Below are 19595 nucleotides of genomic sequence, written 5' to 3' on the forward strand. Positions count from 1 at the left end.
TGTCTGGAAGCGCCTCAAACTGCCCGTCACTGGCAGATCTACCGGGCGGCCGCGAGTTGATAGACTTTTGGATGAGCCGTGGTCGTCACTACGGGAGATAACAAAAACTAGGCGTTTGGCGGATTTTGACTGTCTGCGCCAGATGAGAAACTTTTGGGAGGATTATGAACATTGCGGTGGTGGGCCTGAGTCATAAAACAGCCCCAGTAGAAGTTCGAGAAAAGCTGAGCATCCCCACGCCCCAAACCGAAGCGGCGATCGCCCAGCTTTGCAGCTATCCTCACGTCGAAGAGGTGGCCATCCTCAGCACCTGCAATCGGCTGGAAATCTACATCGTTGCCAGCGAAACCGATAACGGCATCCGCGAGGTCACTCAGTTTCTATCGGAATACGGCAAGGTTCCCCTGCAACATCTGCGCCAGCATTTGTTTGTGTTGCTGCACCAAGACGCGGTGATGCACCTGATGCGGGTGTCGTCGGGGCTGGATAGCCTGGTGCTGGGCGAGGGGCAGATTTTGTCGCAAGTAAAGCACACCCACAAGCTGGGGCAGCAGTGCAACGGCATTGGGCGCGTGCTGAATCATCTATTCAAAAAGTCGGTGGAGGCGGGCAAGCGCGTCCGCAGCGAAACCAGCATTGGTACAGGCGCGGTATCCATCAGTTCCGCCGCGGTTGAACTGGCGCAGATCAAAGCGCAAAACCTGGCCGCCAGCCGAGTTGCGATTCTGGGCGCAGGCAAAATGGCGCGACTGCTGGTGCAGCATCTGCTGTCCAAAGGGGCACATCGAATCGCCATTGTGAACCGTTCGCTGGCAGGCGCGGAAGAGTTGGCTAAGCAATTCCCCGATGCACACCTGCAACTGCATACGCTCGATCAAATGGGCGCAGTAATTGCCGACTCTGACATTGTGTTCACCAGCACGGCCGCCACAGAACCCCTGCTAGATCGCGCCAAGCTAGAAGCGATCTTGCAACCGGGTCAGCATTTGATGCTGTTCGACATTTCCGTGCCGCGCAATGTGGATTCAGATGTCAACGATTTGCCCCATGTCCATGTCTTTAATGTGGACGACCTGAAGGCAGTGGTGGCGCAAAATCAGGAAAGCCGCCGTCAGATGGCGCTGGAAGCTGAAGCGCTGCTGGACGAGGAGATTGAAGCCTTTAATAACTGGGTGCGATCGCTCGAAACCGTTTCCACCATCAAGTGCCTGCAAGACAAGATGGAGAGCATCCGCACCCAGGAGCTTGAGAAGGCGCTGTCTCGCTTAGGCCCAGAGTTTGCCGACAAGCACCAGGGCATTATTGAGGCATTGACTAAAGGGATTGTTAACAAAATCCTGCATGACCCAATGGTGCAACTGCGGGCGCAGCAAGACATTGAGGCGCGGCGGCGGGCTATGGAAACCCTCTGCACTCTGTTCAACTTGGAGTCGGAAGGGCAGTCGAGCCAGCAGTTTAGCTAAGCGCCCTTCACTAGGGCCAGTCGCCCGGAGTGCCGCCCAAGTTGCGGGCGATCGCCCTAGTATTGGCCACCATCATGTCTATATAGCTGTCTGCGCCGCTGCCCGGCCCGCCAATGGAGTCGGCGTAGAGTTCTGCGTCTGCCAGGGGCACGCCTGCCTCCTCTGCAACGGTATTGATCAGCCGGGGATTAATCGCAGTCTCAGCAAAAATCGCGGGCACGTTTGCCGCTTTTACTGCGTCTGCCAGCCGTTGCAAGGTTTGGGCGCTGGGCTGTTCTTCGGTGCTGATGCCGATTAGCGTGCCCAGCACCGTCAGCCCGTAGGCTCTGGCGTAATACTGAAAGGCATCGTGCGTCGTCACGAGCTGGCGCTGGCTGGGCGGAATGGTCTGGATTTGCTGCGTGATCCAGCCGTCCAGTCGTTCCAGCGTAGCAACCAGATCGGCGGCATTTTGCGTAAAGGTGGCTGCGTCCTCCGGCGACAGGCGAATTAGCTCATCTCGAATCGCGTTCACCATGTGGATGGCATTTTGTGCGTCGCCCCAAACGTGCGGATCGGGTACGGTGCTGCCTTCTTCCGCTAGCTCCAGCGGGGGCACGACTTCGCCCACTGCAACCCTACGCCCCCGCACGCCGACCGACTCCGCCAGCCGGATCAGCCCCGGTTCCAGGTTATAGCCGTTGTATAAAATCAAGTCTGCGTCTTCTAGCCGCTGCGTGTCGAGGGGCACGGGTTCGTAAACATGGGGATCATCTCCGGGCTTGAGGATGCTGACTAGGGCGATCGCCTCGCCGCCGACCTGCTGCGTCAAATCTGCCAGGATCGTGTTGGTCGCCACAACGGTTGGTTTTTCAGAATTCCCCGTTTGCACTGGGGTCGTGCGGCAACTGTTTGCCAGCCAGCCGAGGGCGATCGCCCCCAAAACGGTCGCCGCTGCCCGCCGCCCCAGTGTCCAGGAAAAAATCTGCGTCCCAGAGTTTTGCATCACTCGCTACAGTGCTTTCATAGTCTTTTCATTTTTCACTCTACCCAATTTCATAATTGATTCATAATTTCGGGTATGATGGTTCCAGAGACTTTTCATAATTGCCTCATAATTTCGTATCTAATACGGGATGTGCAACTTTGCCGCTCTCCCTCACCCTTTTCCTGCTGGTGTGCCGAGGGCTTCAAGCCCTTTCCCGCTCTCGGATAGGAACTTCAAACCTCTCTTGCTCCCCTTTTCCCGACTTGGGCTACCGTGTACACACATTTCGATGGTTTGCGTCAGGCTCCGAAAGATCCCCCTAAATCCCCCTTGATAAAGGGGGACTTCCGAGCCAGTTCTCCCTGCTTCGCTTCTCCCGGCTTGGGCTACTGTGTGTAGACCTCTCGATGGTTTGCGTCAGGCTCCGAAAGATCCCCCTAAATCCCCCTTGATAAAGGGGGACTTCCGAGCCAGTTCTCCCTGCTTCGCTTCTCCCGGCTTGGGCTACCGTGTACACACATTTCGATGGTTTGCGTCAGGCTCCGAAAGATCCCCCTAAATCCCCCTTGATAAGGGGGACTTCCGAGCCAGTTCTCCCTGCTTCGCTTCTCCCGGCTTAGGCTACTGTGTGTAGACCTCTCGATGGTTTGCGTCAGGCTCCGAAAGATCCCCCTAAATCCCCCTTGATAAGGGGGACTTCCGAGCCAGTTCTCCCTGCTTTGGGTCACTCCGGGATCAGTTCCCCCCTTGTTTAAGGGGGGCAGGGGGGATTACCCCCCTTGTTCAAGGGGGGTTAAGGGGGGATCACAGCATCGCTGCTCAAGCCTAGAAGATTTTGTCGTACACAGTAGCCCGACTTGGGAGAAGGGTTCGGGGATGAGGGCAGATGGAAAATCGCACATCGCGTATTCATCCCTTTCGGGAATATTTGCCCAAATTGCCCAAATTACCCAAGTCTATGAACCCTTCAAACTCCAACTCCTGACTCCTATGACTCGCCTCACCATCGACCATCTCACCGTGAACTACCGCGACACCCAGGCCTTGCGGAACATCAACTTGACGCTGGAATCGGGGCAACTGGTAGGCATCTTTGGCCCCAACGGCGCGGGCAAAAGTACGTTCATCAAAGCTGCGCTGGGGCTGATTCCGACGGTCACCGGGCGCGTGCTGTGGGGCGATTCGAGTAGCGATGCTTCTGGGAATCGCCCGCTCACCCACCAGCTCGATCGTGTCGCCTACGTGCCGCAGCGATCGCAGATCGACTGGAGCTTTCCGGCGACAGTGTGGGACGTGGTGATGATGGGCCGAACCCAAAAAACGGGCTGGTTTCAGCGCTATTCTGCGGTTAGCCGCCGCATTGCTGCCGCTGCACTGGAGCGCGTGGGCATGGCCGCCTATGGCGATCGCCGAATCGGATCTCTTTCCGGTGGGCAACAGCAGCGCGTGTTTCTGGCAAGAGCGCTGGCCCAAGAAGCCGACCTATTTTGCTTCGACGAACCCTTCGTCGGCGTGGATCAAACGACGGAAGCAGTGCTGTTCCGCATCTTTGGCGAACTTGCAGCCGACAGTAAGCTTGTCCTAGTGGTCAACCATGACCTGGGCGAATCGATCGCAAACTTTGACCAACTCGTCCTGCTCAACCGTGACCTGATCGCCGCCGGCCCGCGATCGCACGTCCTCACCCCCGAAAATATGCGCCGCGCCTACGGAACCTCGGTTCAGTTCTTCTCGCAAGCCGCATAATTGGCCCCATCATCGTGTGCTGCATCTGCCTTGCGATCTCGCCGTTACGCACGAGATGCCGTTACGCACGAGCGATGGATGCGTCTTCACTCCTAAACCCCATCACCTGCCCCCTTTCACCTGCCCCCTTTCAAATGTGGGATCTCCTGCTCGACCCGCTCAGCTATAGCTTCATGCAGCGATCGCTCTTGGTGGCGGTCATCGTCGGGGTCATTTGCTCGGTGGTGGGCAGCTACCTGATGGTGCAGCGGCTGTCGCTGTTGGGCGATGCCATTAGCCACTCGCTGTTGCCCGGATTGGCGATCGCCTTTTGGCTAGGCATCAATATCTATGTGGGTGCGTTTGTGGCAGGAGTGCTGAGTACGGTGCTGATTGCCTGGATTCATCGGCGATCGCCCATCAAAGAAGACGCAGCGATGGGAATCGTCCTATCGTCCTTTTTTGCGCTCGGCATCACGCTGATTACGCTAATCCAAAAAGAAAACAAGATTGACTTAAACCATTTTCTATTTGGCAATATTCTCAGCGTTACGCCAGGAGAAGTCCGCGACACAGCCCTGATAGCCGTGCTAGTGCTGGCCTGCGTGGTGCTGCTTTACAAAGAGCTACTGTTCTACAGCTTTGACCCCCTGGGGGCGCAGGCGGCAGGACTGCCTGTTAACTTGCTCAACCTGGGGCTGATGCTGCTGATCGCGCTGACGGTGGTAGCCAGCATGAAGGCCGTCGGCGTAGTGCTGGTGCTGGCGCTGCTGATCACACCAGGGGCGACGGCCTATCTCCTCGTACCGCGATTTCATCAGGTCATGGGGCTGGGCGCTGTGCTGGGCGTTGTTTCCAGCATCAGCGGCATGTACCTCAGCTACTATTTCAACCTGCCCTCTGGCCCGGCGATTGTGCTGGTGGCCTCGGTGCTGTTTTTCCTGGCGCTGCTATTTAGCCCCAGCCAGGGCATTTTCACCCGGCCGCGAACGGGGACAGGGGGCGAGTCGGGCCTGTGGCGTGAGATAAAAGCACTGTGGAGTGGGCTAAAGTCTCGATAATTAGCAACCTCGATAATTAGCAGCACTAGTTATCAGTACGTCTGTTCATCCAGTTCGGGCAACTGACTCCTGGCTTTCAGCCCAAACCGCAGATCCAGCCTAGAAAATTGGTGAAAATTGGTGCTGCGGATCGGTTTTTCCCAAGACAGTTTTGGAAAGTGTCTGGCTGGATAAAATCTGCTGCATCAGCCCTCTTACGATGCTGTTCAAGAACCTGAATCGTAAGGAGAGAACAGCAATGACGAAGGCAAAGGATTTGATGGTTTCCCCCACGCACAGTTCTGCCTGGGTGGTTCAAACGTGGGCAGCATTTATCATCTCGCTGGGAGCGACGAGTCTGGGGATTTGCTACTTACCTGTCAATGGCTGGGTGAAGGCCTACTTTGGCATGGGGTTGGCCTTTACGGTCGGGTCTACCATCAGCCTGTCGAAAACGACCCGCGATATTCACGAAGCGCAAAAACTGGCGGCACGGGTCGATGAGGCACGGGTAGAGCGGCTGCTGGCGGAGCATCATCCGCTGAAATAATCCGTCAGGAACTGTCTGCTCGGTGAAAGGCAAACTGGGTGAAAGGCAAACTGGGCGAAAAGCAACCCACAAGTGTAAAGCCCGGAGCGAGGCGAAAGGATCTTGCTCCGGGCTAGATTTTTGTCTTGATAGGCAATTTCGATGATTCGCGGACTATTCGCGGCCGATTCCGATAATCCAGGTGCCAATGTAGCGACGGAGAGGCACGTCTCCAGTTGCTCGAACCAGCGCGTTGAAATAGAACGTGCCGCCGTTTCGGGGATTTCGCACGTTTGACAGAACAATCTCGACGCGGGAACCCGCCGGAACTGGCTCGGTGGGGTAAATCGTAATTTCACGAGTTTCGCGATTCCAGATCACTTCGTTCAGCGGAACCGAGTTTCCTCGCACCCGTAGTTCAATCCGATTCTCGTCGAACGTGCCCTGGTAGGTATCGGGATAGGTCACCGTAAACTCGTACACGTCTGAGCGCATCTTTTGGCGAGAAATCCGCAGGCGGTATCGATCCGTCTGAAAGGGTCTGCCATTAAAGTCCAACCGATAGTTCAGTTGATTTTCACGCTCTACACCGCTGAAAATCACCAGGCCCGGCAGTCCTTGGGCGTGAACCACAGGAGCTAGTCCCGCTACTACACATCCAGACACCGCCACTGCCGAAAGCATTCGGAGAATTGAGGACTTAGACACCATAGCTCTGCGTTTGAGTAACATGATTTCTCGAACCATCACTAAACTTTACCGTTTAATGCTCCTCTCAGGATACACTACGCTTCTCGGATTCAGAGGCGGAGGCATCAGGATGCAGGGCATCAGGCAGTGTGGACGAACCAGTTCCTAAAAAGTGCCCTGGCAAAGGAGGCGCGTTATTTCTTAGGACAATAGGTTTTCAGGAGGGGTTTAGCTGGTTGCCTGACACAAGTTCCAAAAGCCGCGAAAATGCGCTGTCTTGGAGTCGAAATCCCTGGATTGGAGCCAGAGGGGTTGGACGAAGGAGCTTTTGGGCCAGCGTTCTCTACGAGAAATCGGGGGTTCGCAGAGATGTGTCAGGCAGCTTAGTATCAGGCAGTCAGGTGTCAGGCTTCTTTGCAAATCAGCTCTGTAAGGTTGTTTTTTCGTTTTTCGCTTTTTGTTCCTTCCCAAGCGTTTCAGTCCCCTTGCGGGGAAATGGGTTTGAAAGTTGATGCAAGATCGGCCGCAGGGGTAGCCGATCTTGCATTGTTTCAGTCCCCTTGCGGGGAAATGGGTTTGAAAGTCTCTATGTCACCGATGTAGAGGGAAATCAGACCGATGGGATGTTTCAGTCTCCTTGCGGGGAAATGGGTTTGAAAGCGGCAGATTGGTGGAAACACAAACTGCGCGGGTTCAGTTTGTTTCAGTCCCCTTGCGGGGAAATGGGTTTGAAAGACGGCGAGATCATTGGTTTAGATCCTCGCACCAACTCCCGTTTCAGTCCCCTTGCGGGGAAATGGGTTTGAAAGCTGTTCGAGGATGGCGGAGTGAGCAAGCTGACGATGGATGAAGTCGTTTCAGTCCCCTTGCGGGGAAATGGGTTTGAAAGTGGGAGGAACTGCGGTTTGAAGTAGTTTTAAGTGAGGTTTCAGTCCCCTTGCGGGGAAATGGGTTTGAAAGGCTGGAGCCCAGCTCCAGAACCAAATTTTGAAACTCTCTAGTTTCAGTCCCCTTGCGGGGAAATGGGTTTGAAAGAGTGGCAAATGGATTCCGGATAACAGGTTCCATCACCGTAAGTTTCAGTCCCCTTGCGGGGAAATGGGTTTGAAAGAATACCGGTATCTGTCTGCATACGCTCGGCGCGTTTCAGTCCCCTTGCGGGGAAATGGGTTTGAAAGAGTACAACACCCGCTTCTGCTCAGCACAGGGAGGTTTCAGTCCCCTTGCGGGGAAATGGGTTTGAAAGTTTGTAGCTTCCATACTCCTCTGTATCTTTAATTTCCCGGTTTCAGTCCCCTTGCGGGGAAATGGGTTTGAAAGTCTAGACGAAAAGCTGCCCCTGATACTAGCTCAGGCGGGTTTCAGTCCCCTTGCGGGGAAATGGGTTTGAAAGTGGCTTCATCTGCCGACTCTTTGCCAATGTCACAAGGTTTCAGTCCCCTTGCGGGGAAATGGGTTTGAAAGGTAATTTCGTTTGAAGGCAAACCAAAGTGTGTAATCTGTTTCAGTCCCCTTGCGGGGAAATGGGTTTGAAAGCGGACAAACCCATCGGAGGCAGTCCAGATTGACTGCACCCAAAGTTTCAGTCCCCTTGCGGGGAAATGGGTTTGAAAGCGACTTCACGAAGCGGTAGCGCCCCGTCACGCCACGAAGTTTCAGTCCCCTTGCGGGGAAATGGGTTTGAAAGTTGAACCGCCGGAGATGCGGCATTTTAGGTATTTGGGGTTCAGTCCCCTTGCGGGGAAATGGGTTTGAAAGCGGCAGCTTGGCTATGAGTGTGAAGAGATCCTCTTGGTTCAGTCCCCTTGCGGGGAAATGGGTTTGAAAGAAATGGATACACAGCCCAGGAATTAGCTATACTTACGGTTCAGTCCCCTTGCGGGGAAATGGGTTTGAAAGTTTATACCATTATCTGTATGAGCTACATATACAGGTTCAGTCCCCTTGCGGGGAAATGGGTTTGAAAGTTTTTACTCGTGAATAAAAACGAGTTCGGCGAAAAGCTTGGCGTTAGGGTTCAGTCCCCTTGCGGGGAAATGGGTTTGAAAGCGCCCAACGCACCGGATCCAGGTGGTCGCCGCCACGCACCGTTCAGTCCCCTTGCGGGGAAATGGGTTTGAAAGAGTGCTGTCTGAAACCCGCTCCTGGCAATGGCTCGTAAGCGAAAATCGACGGTAATCATTTTGGAACCCCAAAAATGATTTTTCTCCCTTAAAACCTTGAATCTCTAGCGCCTGAAGTACCTACTGAATAAGGCATCGACACGATTCAACGGAATTATGCGGCTTTCAAGGTTTGGACAGATCGTGGAGGTGGCTTATCTCTGGGTATAGGATAGAAGACCTGCGCCAAAGAAGTCAATGGAAGAAAAAGTTAAGGGGAAGAGGGAAGAGGGAAGAGGGGAGAGGGAAGAGAGAAGAGAGAAGAGGGAAGGGGGGAGGGGGGAGGGGGGAGGGGGTTGGTTGTCTGACGAAAGTTCTGAAAGCTTTGAAATGCGTTGTTTTGGGGTTGAAGCTTGTAGTCTTTGGGTTGGAGTTTGGAGGGGTTGGCTGAAGGGTTTTGGGTCAGCGTCCTCTAGGAGAAACTAGGGGGTTCCCAGAGATGTGTCAGGTGGTTAGGGGGTTTAGGGTATGCTTTGGGCGATCGCCCTCGACTGACTTCCTAAATATTGTTTAATCCAGATATGTTCAAATTTTTCAAAAAATATTTCAAAATACATCCAGATGTTTACATTCTTTCCGGAACCCCTGGAGTTTTTATAGGCTAGAGGGTGAGTGCTTCTTGGCGATTGTGTTTGGGTTGATGATTTGAGTAATCACAAACTGAGTAATCACGAACATTGAGTCATTCTTATGAGGGGAAAATTTCATCGTTCATAAGCGATCCATAAATTAACCTGAAGATGAGCCAGTTCTAGTTCAGAAGCTTGTAGGATGCGAATTGAAGCTTGGTGAGTTGCGAGTCAGTAAGTTTGTCAGTAAGTTTTAGGGCACTAGACTCATTGCAAAACGCTAAAAGTGCTAGTTGCTAAGCTGCTAGTTGAAAGGTGCCAATCGAAAGTCCCCAATCGAAAGGTGTCCGTTTGTGGATATAAGGTCGGTGCAGTCCTGATTAAGTGCTGCCAAGCTGTTCGGAGTGGCGCAGCACAATTTCAGGTTGAGCAAGGGATTGAGGCGATCCAAACTACCTGTACAAAACTACCTGTACAGCGTTATCTTTGCAATGTTTATGAACTGTGTAGTTTGTGTGGATTGCCTTGTTGCTGTTAGAGTTTGTGTCCCAAGTTTTAAGTCATGCTTCCAGTCTTGAAGTCTGATTAAAAACCAGTCATTAAAATTACAGAATTTCATTCTGAAAATTGCAGTCTGATTGCACGGAGGGGTTGCGTCTGAGTTTTTAATTCAGCGCATTTTTTGTGAGGTTTTCAGAATAAACAGTGGTTACTGAATCGTGTCATCCAGGAGAATGAATGAAGATAGCAGTTGCAAAGGAAATTGAAGTTGGAGAACGTCGAGTTGCGCTTGTGCCCGATGTGGTTGGGAAACTGGTGAAACAGGGCTTGGAAGTGTGGGTCGAAGCGGGAGCAGGCGACCTATCTTATTTTTCTGATGCAGCCTATGAGTCTGCCGGAGCGCAGGTTTTGAACGATGGGGCGCGGCTGTGGGGCGAAGCAGACGTGGTGCTAAAGGTGAGTCCGCCGCGAGAGCGAGAAGATGGACAATCCGAAATCGACCGATTGCGTCCGGGTGCAGTGCTGATTAGCTTTTTGAACCCGTTGGGGGAGCCGTCCCGCATTCAGCGGCTTGCTGAGCGAGGGGTCACAGCAATCAGTATGGAGATGATCCCCCGCACAAGCCGTGCCCAGAGTATGGATGCGCTGTCGTCGCAGGCGGGTGTGGCGGGGTATCAGGCGGCGCTGCTGGGTGCGGCGGCGCTACCCAAGTTTTTCCCGATGCTGACGACGGCGGCGGGGACGATTCCACCCGCGAAGGTGTTTGTGATGGGGGCGGGCGTAGCAGGTTTGCAGGCGATCGCCACCTGTCGCCGTCTGGGTGCTGTGGTAGAAGCCTTCGACATTCGTCCAGCGGTGAAGGAAGAAGTGCAAAGCCTGGGGGCGAAGTTCGTTGAGGTGAATCTGGAAGAGGATACCGTGGCCGAGGGCGGCTATGCCAAGGAGATTTCGGAAGCGGCCAAAGCGCGATCGCGCCAGATCATCACCGAACACGTTAAACAAGCTGATGTGATTATCACCACGGCTCAAGTGCCGGGTAAAGCTGCGCCCATCCTGCTGACCGAAGAAATGGTCGCCCAGATGAAACCTGGCTCCGTAGTGGTCGATCTGGCTGCTGAGCAGGGCGGCAACTGTGCCTGCACCGAACCGGGCAAAGACGTGGTGAAAAACGGCGTGACCATTATGGGCCCAATTAACCTGCCGTCGTCGCTGCCCATTCACGCCAGCCAGATGTATGCCAAAAACCTCACCTCGCTGTTGCAACTGATTGTGAAGGACGGCGAACTGGCGCTCAACTTTGAGGACGATATCATTGCCAGCGCCTGCGTTGCCCACGGGGGCGAGATTCGCAATGAGCGCGTGAAGGCAGCGCTGGCGGCGGCGTGTGAGGGCGTAAGGGGATGAGGGGGGAGGGGACGGCAGAAAGAAGAAAGAAGAACGAAAAACGAAAAACGGAACCTCTTCCCTCTTCGTTCTTCCCTCTTCGTTCTTCGCTCTTATTTCTTCCCTCTTCTCTCGCTCTGAAGATTTTTTAATACGGGAGAAAAACATGGCAGACAGTCTCATTATTGGACTGGTGGTGTTTGTGTTGGCTTCGTTTGTCGGGTTTGAAGTGATTAATAAAGTGCCGCCGACGCTGCACACGCCGCTGATGTCGGGTTCCAACGCGATTTCTGGCATTGCGGTGGTGGGGGCGCTGCTGGTGGCGGGCAGCGGCAACGGAACGGTGACGACGGTGCTGGGGGTGGTGGCGATCGCCCTGGCCACCGTCAACGTGGTCGGCGGGTTTCTGGTGACCGACCGGATGCTGCAAATGTTCAAGAAAAAAGAGGCACGGAGCTAATGAACAACACCCTCGATAGCTTATTGCTCAATGGCATCCAGCTTGCTTATTTAGCAGCCGCCTCGCTGTTTATTGTGGGTTTGAAACAACTGGGATCGCCCGCCACAGCCCGACGGGGGAATGTGCTGGCGGCGGTGGGGATGCTGGTGGCGATCGCCGCCACGCTTCTAGATCGCGGCATTATCGACTACACGCTGATTGCAGTGGGCATCCTGATCGGCTCGGCCGTGGGCGTGGTGATGGCGCAGAAGGTAGAAATGACCGCCATGCCCCAGATGGTGGGCTTGCTCAACGGCCTGGGCGGTGGCGCATCGACCTTGGTGGCGATCGCAGAATTTTGGCGACTGACGGGCACAGGCCAGGCGCTGCCGTTGGGAAGCGTGCTGACGATTATCCTTAGCGTCTTTATCGGTGGCATCACGCTCACGGGCAGCTTGGTCGCTTTTGCCAAGCTGCAAGAGTTGTTGAGCGGCGTGCCGATTATCTTTCCGCTCCAGCGGTTTGTCAGCCTGGGCCTAATTGGTCTGTTTTTGGTGGGTAGCGTGCTGCTGATTGCAGAACCAAACGATCCCACAATCTTTTTGGTGCTGGTCGCCATTTCGCTGATTCTGGGCGTGCTGTTTGCAATTCCCATCGGCGGCGCAGATATGCCCGTGGCAATCTCGCTGTTGAACTCCTTTTCGGGGCTGGCCGCCAGCGCGGCTGGGTTCGTTTTGTTCAACAACATGCTGATCATCTCTGGCGCACTGGTGGGCGCGTCGGGGATCATCCTGACGCAGATTATGTGCAAAGCAATGAACCGATCGCTGCCCAACGTCCTCTTCAGCGCCTTTAGCAAGGCAAAGGAAAAAGCGGCGGGTGGTGCAGCAGGGGCGATCGCCGACAAGACGGTTCACTCGGTCGATACCGAAGAAGCGGCGATGATGCTGGGCTATGCGCGATCGGTCGTCATCGTTCCTGGCTATGGCATGGCGGTGGCCCAGGCGCAGCACGCCGTTCGGGAACTGGCTGACCAGCTAGAGCGGCTGGGCGTGGATGTAAAATATGCCATTCACCCCGTTGCCGGACGGATGCCCGGTCACATGAACGTGCTGCTGGCAGAGGCCAATGTGCCCTATCCCCAGCTTTACGACATGGACGCGATCAACCCTGAATTCGAGCATACCGACGTGGCCCTGGTGATCGGCGCGAACGACGTGGTGAACCCCGCCGCTGCCCACGACACGGAAAGCCCAATTTACGGAATGCCGATTTTGGAAGTGGAAAAGGCAAACCACACCATCGTGATCAAACGCGGCATGAATAAAGGGTTCGCGGGTGTCGAAAACGAACTGTTTTATCAAGACAAAACGCTAATGCTGTTTGGCAGCGCAAAGGATGTCGTGACGCAACTCGTTGCTGGGGTAAAGGAACTCTAGTTAGGGCTGTAGGGCCAGGGACTCAGGTCTTGGAAAGCTGAGAGTGGCTATGTTTTAGCCTGTCGCCCTTTGCTTTTGTCTTGAATCACTCAACCCAGTGTGGGAAGCTAAACCACGGCCCTCCCACATTTTTATTTGCTCTATAACTACTTTTCTTGCGCTACAACCTTTTTGCTCTATAACCGCTGCTAGCCAGCCCAATTGCCTCGATGCCCTTTAGCCTTGATCGCTTTTACAACGCGCTTCCGGCGATCGCCCATGCCAACGTTTCCAGTCCCCCAGACCTAGCGGGGCTGAACGTCCAGGTCTACGAGGTGCTGGATTCCACGAACCGGGCCGCTTGGGCGCATCTGGCCCAGCATCCCGCAGATGAGGTCGTGGTCATTGCCGAACAGCAGCGGGCAGGGCGGGGACAGTGGGGGCGGCAGTGGCAGTCGCATCTGGGTGGCTTGTATCTGTCCTGGGGCTTTCGTCCGTCGCTGCGGGCAGAACACGCGCCCCAGATTACCCTGTGGAGCGCTTGGGGTGTGGCGATCGCCCTGCGTCAGGCGGGTGTACCTGTTCAGCTTAAGTGGCTGAATGACTTGGTGGTGTTGGGTTGCAAGCTGGGGGGCGTGCTGACGGAAACGCGGGTGCAGCAGGGGCACATTAGGCAGGCTGTGGTGGGCGTGGGGCTGAATTGGGCGAATCCTGTACCGGAACCGGGTATTAATCTGAACACGCTGCAAGACCAGGGATATGCCCTGAAAATTTCGTCCCTAGAAGATCTGGGGGCGATCGCCCTGCAAGGGCTGCGGTTAGGATACGCATCCTGGCAGCAGCGTGGCATCGAGGCACTGCGAATAGAATACGAAGCGCTGCTGAGCAACTGCGGGCAGACAATTACCCTGGTGGGGGATGCTGAAACCCCTGGCGAAACTGTAGAAATCGTAGGGATTGGCTTAGATGGGCAACTGCGCGTCCAAGCGAACCACGCCTCTGGGCTTTCAGAGCATCTCTTGCCCCCTGGCAGCATCCGGTTGGGCTATCCAGCGGGAACTTGTTCTGAAGGCTGACGGTCTAAGGCGGCGGGGTGATTCCCGCAGGGATCGCTTCGCGCATCGCCCGACTTTTCCTGAGCAATTGCTCTGGCGGGTGAAGAATCTCCAGGATGCCGTGGCTTTGGCGGTCTTCAGCGGTGATTCGCGCCGCTTATCAGATAGATGTTTATTAGAAAAGTGAGCAACCTGTATAGGCGGCACTGGGAAATTACATAGATTTCGCTGTGGGGATTGGCGGAGTGAAGCAATCTGAAGCTGGGTCAGGCAATACGCAGGAATTCTGGCACGCCCAGCCGTCTGTAAAGCATCCCGACGACAGCCAGTCTGCTCTGCTCTATGTTAAGAAAGGACAATATTGGTTTCCTTGATGCGAAATTTATATGAATTGATGAAGTCGTCATCAAGCTCAGTTTTACTTCCATGAGGATCACGGATTGTTGGTTAGGATTGTTTACGAAGTCGTGCAGAGAACCGCAGGTTTAGACTGCTGAGCGTCGCCCTCGCGCACCACGGCGCAAAAATTGGCGGAAACTGCTGATTTCTCAAGGCTTGTTTTGTCAGGACTCGGTTGGCGCGGAATCAGCGGAATCATTTGTCAGGACTCGCATTTGTCAGGACTCGTTTGTTAGGAATGGTGATGACTCAGAATCGGAACACTACCTCTGCAAAGAACTCTTCCGCGAAAGTGGATAGCGTGCGCCGCTCCCTGTCGGTGGTTTTAGGACTAAGCATTATGGGCAGCACCGGAATCTTGCCAAGCGCAGTGGCGATCGCCCAAACGGCAGACAGTGCCGATGAGGTTCCCAGCGCCCAAGAGTTGCTCTCGCCGCCCCCGCCCCCGGCTTCACCAGAGTCCGCCTCGCCCGCCCGCGTTCCCCGGCTGAATCGAGAAACGCCCGCGCCCCAGTCTCCGGTTGCCCAGCCTGCGCCGCTGCCCCAGCCCGTGGTTGAGCGCCCCGCTCCAGAGCGATCGCCCGCCCCGGTTCTGCCCCGCGCCACTGGCACAAGCGATGCTAGCAGCGAATCGCCCGTTAGCGCCGAGAGTCGGCCTGCGGCGAACCAGCCCTCCCTCAATCCACAGGATTACACCAACGTTTACATCGACAACACGCCATACGACCTTGGTTCGACCCGCAGTGGACAAGCGCCCGTCGTCCTCTCGGAGCGGTCTACGGGCTGCCAGGTCGTGCTGCAACCCGGCGCAGGCGTACCCAACAGCGTGTGCGCTCCTGGCATGGGTGCAAGCGGGGTCACAACTGTCCAAATTGACCCAGAGACGGGCAAACCGATTGTGGGCACAGAGGTGATCGCCCCTGGTAGTGTCCCTGGAACTGTGGCAGCCAGTGCCCCCACGGGCGGCGGTCGCGCCCTCAGCCTGTCGGTTGCCTCGCTGCAATCCTTCTACAACCGCACGATTCGTCCCCTGGCGCTGCGCGGCAATGGCAACACCAGCCTGATGTTCCCATTGTCTATTCCTGCCGCCATTTCCTCAGCCTTTGGCTGGCGGGTGCATCCGGTCATGGGAGATGCACGCTTCCACTACGGCACCGACCTGGCCGCCCCGACGGGAACTCCGGTGCTGGCTGCCTTTTCGGGGCGCGTGGAAACGGCTGATTATTTGCGCGGCTATGGCCTGACGGTTGTGCTGAATCACAACAACGGTCGTGAGCAGACGCTCTATGCCCACATGTCGGAACTCTTCGTCCGGGCGGGGCAAACGGTCGAGCAGGGCGAAGTGATTGGCCGGGTTGGCAGCACGGGCCTATCCACCGGGCCGCACCTCCACTTCGAGTTCCGCGAGCTGACCCCGCAGGGCTGGGTGGCGCTGGATGCGGGCCAGGTGCTGCAAGCGGCGCTGAATAACTTGTTTAACGGCGTTCAGCTTGCTCTGGCGGCTCCGGCAACCAAGGTTGAAAAGTCGGAGTCCGAATTTTCGGTAAAGGGACTCCAGGATTTTGGCAAGCTGGCGGAACGGGCCACGCCCCAGGTTGAGGCCGCAGCGGCATCCAATGCGCCTGAGGATCAGGCAGCGTTGCCGACTGTTACGGTTCCTAAGCAAGCGCCGGGAGCAGAATAGCTCCTGTTAGTCCGCTAAGTGGTGCAGTTAAGGGTTACGAAGGGGCCGTTGGCGAATAACCCTAACCCTTGCTACATCGGCTGAATTAGCTGAACTATAGGTACTCGTGGCTGAGGAAAGGCAGTGGAACCAGTGTCCCCACTACGTCGCTTGCTTGCACTGTCCCCAACCCTGCCTCGATTGCCTTCGTGCGGATGTAGGCCAGCCCCAGTGCCCCCGACTCGGTTTCTACCACGCTAGTCACATGCCCCACTTTATCTTCGCCGGAGGTTAGCACCGTCTCCTGCGGCGTGGCGGCACTGAATTGTACGCCCCATAATTGCTGCTTGACCCCGCGATAGGTGTGCAGACGGGCAATGGTTTCCTGCCCAATGTAGCAGCCTTTATTCAGCGAAATGGTGTGCCAAAGTCCTGCTTCTAGCGGGTTGTAGTCTTCCGTCAGTTCGTGGTCGGGCATCGGCCGTCCCTGCTCGATTCGCAGTCGCTCCCAGGCAGCCGCTTCTATCTGCGTCGCGCCTGCCGCCTGTACCGCTGCCCGGAGAGGCTCTGCTGCTGCGACTGGAGCCATGAGCGTGTAGCCTGGTAGCCCCAGCCCGCTGCCTACCGCCACCCGCACCGCTGCTCCTGCGATGGGATAGAGGGCATGGCTACCGTAGGGCTGTCCCGCGCGATCGCCCGCTCCCAGCGCTTCAATCAGGCGATCGCTCTCTGGGCCAATCAGCACCAGTGCGGTAGTCTCTGCGGTCACGTCCGCCAGCTTCACCTTGTCAGCAAAGAAAATAAACCGATCTAGCCAATCCATCAAAAACTCGCGGCGGATAGGCGACACCAGCAGCAGCACGGAATCATCTTGCACGTAGGCTGTTGCCAGATCGATTGTCCGCCCCGTCGAGGTGACAAACACGGTATCGCAGCCCTCTCCTGGCTGACGAGTCTGGAAGGTGTTCGTCGTCTGATTGTGCAAAAATCGCAGGCGATCGCCATCTGACACCACAATGCGCCCCCACTCCGAGGCATCGTATACTACGACGCTGCTGCGGGCTGCCGTTACTTGGTCGCCAATCGAAACCTGAGTTGAATCAAACCCCGCACTCATTCCAAACCCCGTCCTGTCAAATGTTTACTGAATACCCTTGTTTATTCAATACTCTACGTCGGAATTCGGTCAGTCGGAATTCGGTCGAAGTCTTCGGAATTCGAGGTTAGTGCTTCACTCCTGCTTCCCGTCCGCTAGCGCTGCGGAGCCATTCCCAAATCCCTGCCCCTTGTTCCCTTACAATAAATTGCAATGCTTCAAAATGCGATCGCCCATGACTCATTCGACCGACCTCACCGCCCTGGCCCGCTGGATGGCTGCCGACTTTAGCAACCAAGAACAAGCCTTCGAGAACCCGCCTTTTTTTGCCCATATCCGGGTCTGTATGCGGCCGCTGCCCGTGGAACTGCTGTCGGGCATTAGCCTGTTTGTGGAGCAAGCCTACGACTATGCGCTAAATGATCCCTATCGGCTGCGGGTGCTGAAGCTAGTGAACGCAGGCGACCATATCGAGATTGAAAACTACACCGTCAAGGACGAGACAGAGTTTTATGGTGCATCTCGCGACCTGACTCAGTTGAGCAAGCTGACGGGCGATCGCCTAGAAAAACTACCAGGCTGCAACATGATTGTGGAATGGACGGGGCACAGCTTTCGCGGCAAGGTGGAACCTGGCAAAGGCTGCATGGTGACTCGTCGTGGCAAGGAAACCTATCTAGACAGCGAGTTTGAAATCGACGACCAGATTTTTATCAGCCTCGACCGGGGCCGCGATCCCGAAACAGACGAGCATATCTGGGGTTCCGTCGCGGGGCCGTTTCACTTTGTGCGCTGGGCTAGCTTCGCGGATGAGATCCGCGCCTAGATCGCTATTCCAATCACGCTTCCAATCGTGCTTTCGGCGGTAGCGATTGCGCCAAAGCTGCAACTTGCGCTGACAAGGCAGGCAGGTGAGCCGCTTGAACCCCGGTGTGAAACTTGGGATGGGAGGCAATCGCCGCTACGATAGCTTCTAGATCGGCGTTGCCCGCCCGCGCTCCCAGCCCATTCACCGAACATTCCACCTGGCGCACACCGACCGTCAGGGCCGCCAAGGAGTTTTCGTCCGCCAGCCCCAGGTCATTGTGACAGTGAACCGCCAGCGTTGCCTGGTCAATATTCGGAACGCGATCGCCCACAGATTTGACCAGCGCGACAAACTCAGATGGCCTTGCCACTCCCATACTGTCGGGAATCGTGATGATGCTGGCTCCGCTGCAAATGGCCGTTTCCACCGCGCGACACACCACGTCGAGAGGGCAGCGCGTCGCGTCAAACGCAGACCATTCCACCTCTCCGCTATAGCGTCTGGCTAGGGACACCCCCTGCCGAATAGCGGCGATCGCCTCTGACTCAGCCCCCGCCGACGGGACGCGAATCGGCGTGAACACATTGATCCGGCTCCGCTCAGCGGGTTTCAGCGCTGCTGCCACCGCCTCAATTTCTTCCGGCTGACTGCTGGCAAGTCCGCAGATCGTTGCCTGCTTGACCTGGGCTGCCACCTCCAGCAGGTCGTCCCTATCTTTGCGAAACGCGCCCGGATAGCCCACTTCGATCACGTCTACACCCGCCGCCTCCAGCATCAGCGCCAGTTGCAGCTTTTGAGCAAGGGTAAATTTTTGCGTCAGCGCCAGTTCACCGTCGCGCAGCGTCGTGTCAAAGATGGTAACTTGAACCGTTTCATCTGGCTGCCTCATCGCTCTACGCTCCCTTCCGCCAGATATTCCACCAAATATCGGGTAAACGCCACGCCGTTAAAATCCACCGCTTCAGTGTCGTATAGACGGAAGCCGAATTTCTGAAACAGCCCCAGGCTAAACTCGCTGGCTTCTGCATAGAGCCGCGTGACAGGTTTCGCGGCTGCGTCGTCCAAAAGCGCTTGCAGCAGCATAGACCCGATACCCTGATGGAGGCGATCGCCCCGCACATAGGTCGAGCGAATGTGGCCATTGATCTCGATACCTGCAAATCCCACAATTCCGGTTTCATCAGTCGCCACATAGGTCGTCGCGTCAAATATAAAGTGGCGAAAGAGGTCCAGATTTTCGGCAAAGGATGCCCAAGTCTGCGTTTGAACGAGGCTGTAATGCTGCGGCCCGTGCTGCAAGACGGTGTGCTGATACAGCGCCGCCAGTTCAGCCAGATCTGATTCTTCATCGAGTCGAATATTCATAGTCCCTATCCCGCCGCTTCCACTCCCTGAACTTTGCCCATCTCTTTTTTTCTCATCTCATCTCTTTAAGGGTCGCGAAACCTGTAAAAGATTTTTTCACGATGCTGATTTTATGCGTTATCCTAGACAAGGCACAAATCTCTAACACAGCTTGCAGATTGTCTTTGAAAGTTCTGTCTGCAACTTGCTAGACAGCTTGTGTTGATTGGTTTATAATTTGAAATTGTCGCCAAAATCGGGCCGTGCGTGTTTACGAGTGCCTTCCCGGCAGGAATAGTGCCCGGAAGCCCTTACGGATACTGGGTGGTTGATCTGCTCAAGTC

At 55.6% G+C, this 19595-nt stretch carries 16 protein-coding genes and 1 CRISPR repeat array; of the genes, 11 read left to right on the forward strand and 5 right to left on the reverse strand.

From position 1 onward, the window contains the following. Positions 1-164: 164 nt before the first annotated feature. Positions 165-1463: a glutamyl-tRNA reductase gene (locus JTM80_RS08660; protein WP_172358458.1), complete on the forward strand. Its 1299-nt coding sequence runs from the start codon at positions 165-167 to the stop codon at positions 1461-1463. A 10-nt stretch (positions 1464-1473) separates the two neighbouring features. Here JTM80_RS08660 and JTM80_RS08665 read toward each other — a convergent pair whose 3' ends face one another. Then, positions 1474-2448: a metal ABC transporter solute-binding protein, Zn/Mn family gene (locus tag JTM80_RS08665; protein ID WP_172358457.1), complete on the reverse strand. Its 975-nt coding sequence runs from the start codon at positions 2446-2448 to the stop codon at positions 1474-1476. A 972-nt stretch (positions 2449-3420) separates the two neighbouring features. Here JTM80_RS08665 and JTM80_RS08670 point away from each other — a divergent pair. From JTM80_RS08670 to JTM80_RS08680, 3 genes are all read left to right on the forward strand, one after another. Next, positions 3421-4176, forward strand: coding sequence for a metal ABC transporter ATP-binding protein (locus tag JTM80_RS08670; RefSeq protein ID WP_172358456.1), 756 nt, complete (start codon positions 3421-3423; stop codon positions 4174-4176). Between the two features lie 134 nt (positions 4177-4310). Continuing rightward, entirely contained in the window at positions 4311-5216 is a 906-nt protein-coding gene (locus JTM80_RS08675; RefSeq protein WP_205370999.1) for a metal ABC transporter permease, read from the forward strand. A gap of 238 nt (positions 5217-5454) precedes the next feature. Next, positions 5455-5745 carry a YiaA/YiaB family inner membrane protein gene (locus tag JTM80_RS08680; protein WP_172358454.1) on the forward strand — a complete coding sequence of 97 codons (291 nt, stop codon included), beginning with the start codon at positions 5455-5457 and terminating at the stop codon, positions 5743-5745. 153 nt (positions 5746-5898) lie between these two features. On the opposite strand, the gene JTM80_RS08685 is transcribed toward JTM80_RS08680, so the two are convergent. After that, entirely contained in the window at positions 5899-6435 is a 537-nt protein-coding gene (locus JTM80_RS08685) for a DUF2808 domain-containing protein (RefSeq protein WP_205371000.1), read from the reverse strand. Between the two features lie 452 nt (positions 6436-6887). Further along, positions 6888-8537: a CRISPR direct-repeat array (repeat unit 35 nt; unit sequence GTTTCAGTCCCCTTGCGGGGAAATGGGTTTGAAAG). A 1346-nt stretch (positions 8538-9883) separates the two neighbouring features. Between JTM80_RS08685 and JTM80_RS08690 the strand changes: the two genes are divergently transcribed. The 6 genes from JTM80_RS08690 (at position 9884) to JTM80_RS22675 (ending at position 16024) form a co-directional block, all read left to right on the forward strand. Then, the gene (locus JTM80_RS08690; RefSeq protein ID WP_172358452.1) at positions 9884-11050 is read left to right on the forward strand and encodes a Re/Si-specific NAD(P)(+) transhydrogenase subunit alpha; all 1167 of its coding nucleotides are present in this window, start codon (positions 9884-9886) and stop codon (positions 11048-11050) included. Between the two features lie 145 nt (positions 11051-11195). After that, on the forward strand, positions 11196-11489 hold the full coding sequence (locus JTM80_RS08695; protein WP_172358451.1) for an NAD(P) transhydrogenase subunit alpha: 294 nt from the start codon (positions 11196-11198) through the stop codon (positions 11487-11489). Next, positions 11489-12907 carry an NAD(P)(+) transhydrogenase (Re/Si-specific) subunit beta gene (locus tag JTM80_RS08700; protein ID WP_172358450.1) on the forward strand — a complete coding sequence of 473 codons (1419 nt, stop codon included), beginning with the start codon at positions 11489-11491 and terminating at the stop codon, positions 12905-12907. The genes JTM80_RS08695 and JTM80_RS08700 overlap by 1 nt, the downstream gene beginning before the upstream one ends. Before the next feature lie 209 nt (positions 12908-13116). Further along, positions 13117-13962, forward strand: coding sequence for a biotin--[acetyl-CoA-carboxylase] ligase (locus tag JTM80_RS08705; RefSeq protein ID WP_172358449.1), 846 nt, complete (start codon positions 13117-13119; stop codon positions 13960-13962). Positions 13963-14186: 224 nt separating this feature from the next. Beyond that, positions 14187-14315 carry a hypothetical protein gene (locus JTM80_RS22990; RefSeq protein ID WP_255548897.1) on the forward strand — a complete coding sequence of 43 codons (129 nt, stop codon included), beginning with the start codon at positions 14187-14189 and terminating at the stop codon, positions 14313-14315. A gap of 326 nt (positions 14316-14641) precedes the next feature. Next, the gene (locus JTM80_RS22675) at positions 14642-16024 is read left to right on the forward strand and encodes a peptidoglycan DD-metalloendopeptidase family protein (RefSeq protein ID WP_225906805.1); all 1383 of its coding nucleotides are present in this window, start codon (positions 14642-14644) and stop codon (positions 16022-16024) included. A gap of 94 nt (positions 16025-16118) precedes the next feature. Here the strand turns inward: JTM80_RS22675 and JTM80_RS08715 are convergent, their stop codons facing one another. Further along, the gene (locus JTM80_RS08715; RefSeq protein ID WP_172358446.1) at positions 16119-17120 is read right to left on the reverse strand and encodes a folate-binding protein YgfZ; all 1002 of its coding nucleotides are present in this window, start codon (positions 17118-17120) and stop codon (positions 16119-16121) included. A 214-nt stretch (positions 17121-17334) separates the two neighbouring features. On the opposite strand from JTM80_RS08715, the gene JTM80_RS08720 reads away from it, so the two are divergent. Continuing rightward, positions 17335-17925 (forward strand): chromophore lyase CpcT/CpeT, encoded by a 591-nt coding sequence (locus tag JTM80_RS08720; protein ID WP_172358445.1) that lies wholly within the window; start codon positions 17335-17337, stop codon positions 17923-17925. A gap of 13 nt (positions 17926-17938) precedes the next feature. Here JTM80_RS08720 and JTM80_RS08725 read toward each other — a convergent pair whose 3' ends face one another. Further along, a complete protein-coding gene (locus JTM80_RS08725; protein ID WP_205371001.1) occupies positions 17939-18796 on the reverse strand; it encodes a 2-isopropylmalate synthase in 858 nt (285 codons plus the stop codon). After that, positions 18793-19272: a GNAT family N-acetyltransferase gene (locus JTM80_RS08730; protein WP_172358443.1), complete on the reverse strand. Its 480-nt coding sequence runs from the start codon at positions 19270-19272 to the stop codon at positions 18793-18795. The genes JTM80_RS08725 and JTM80_RS08730 overlap by 4 nt, the downstream gene beginning before the upstream one ends. Positions 19273-19595: the final 323 nt, after the last annotated feature.

The organism is Thermoleptolyngbya sp. PKUAC-SCTB121, assembly GCF_016919485.1.
GTDB lineage: Bacteria > Cyanobacteriota > Cyanobacteriia > Elainellales > Elainellaceae > Thermoleptolyngbya > Thermoleptolyngbya sichuanensis.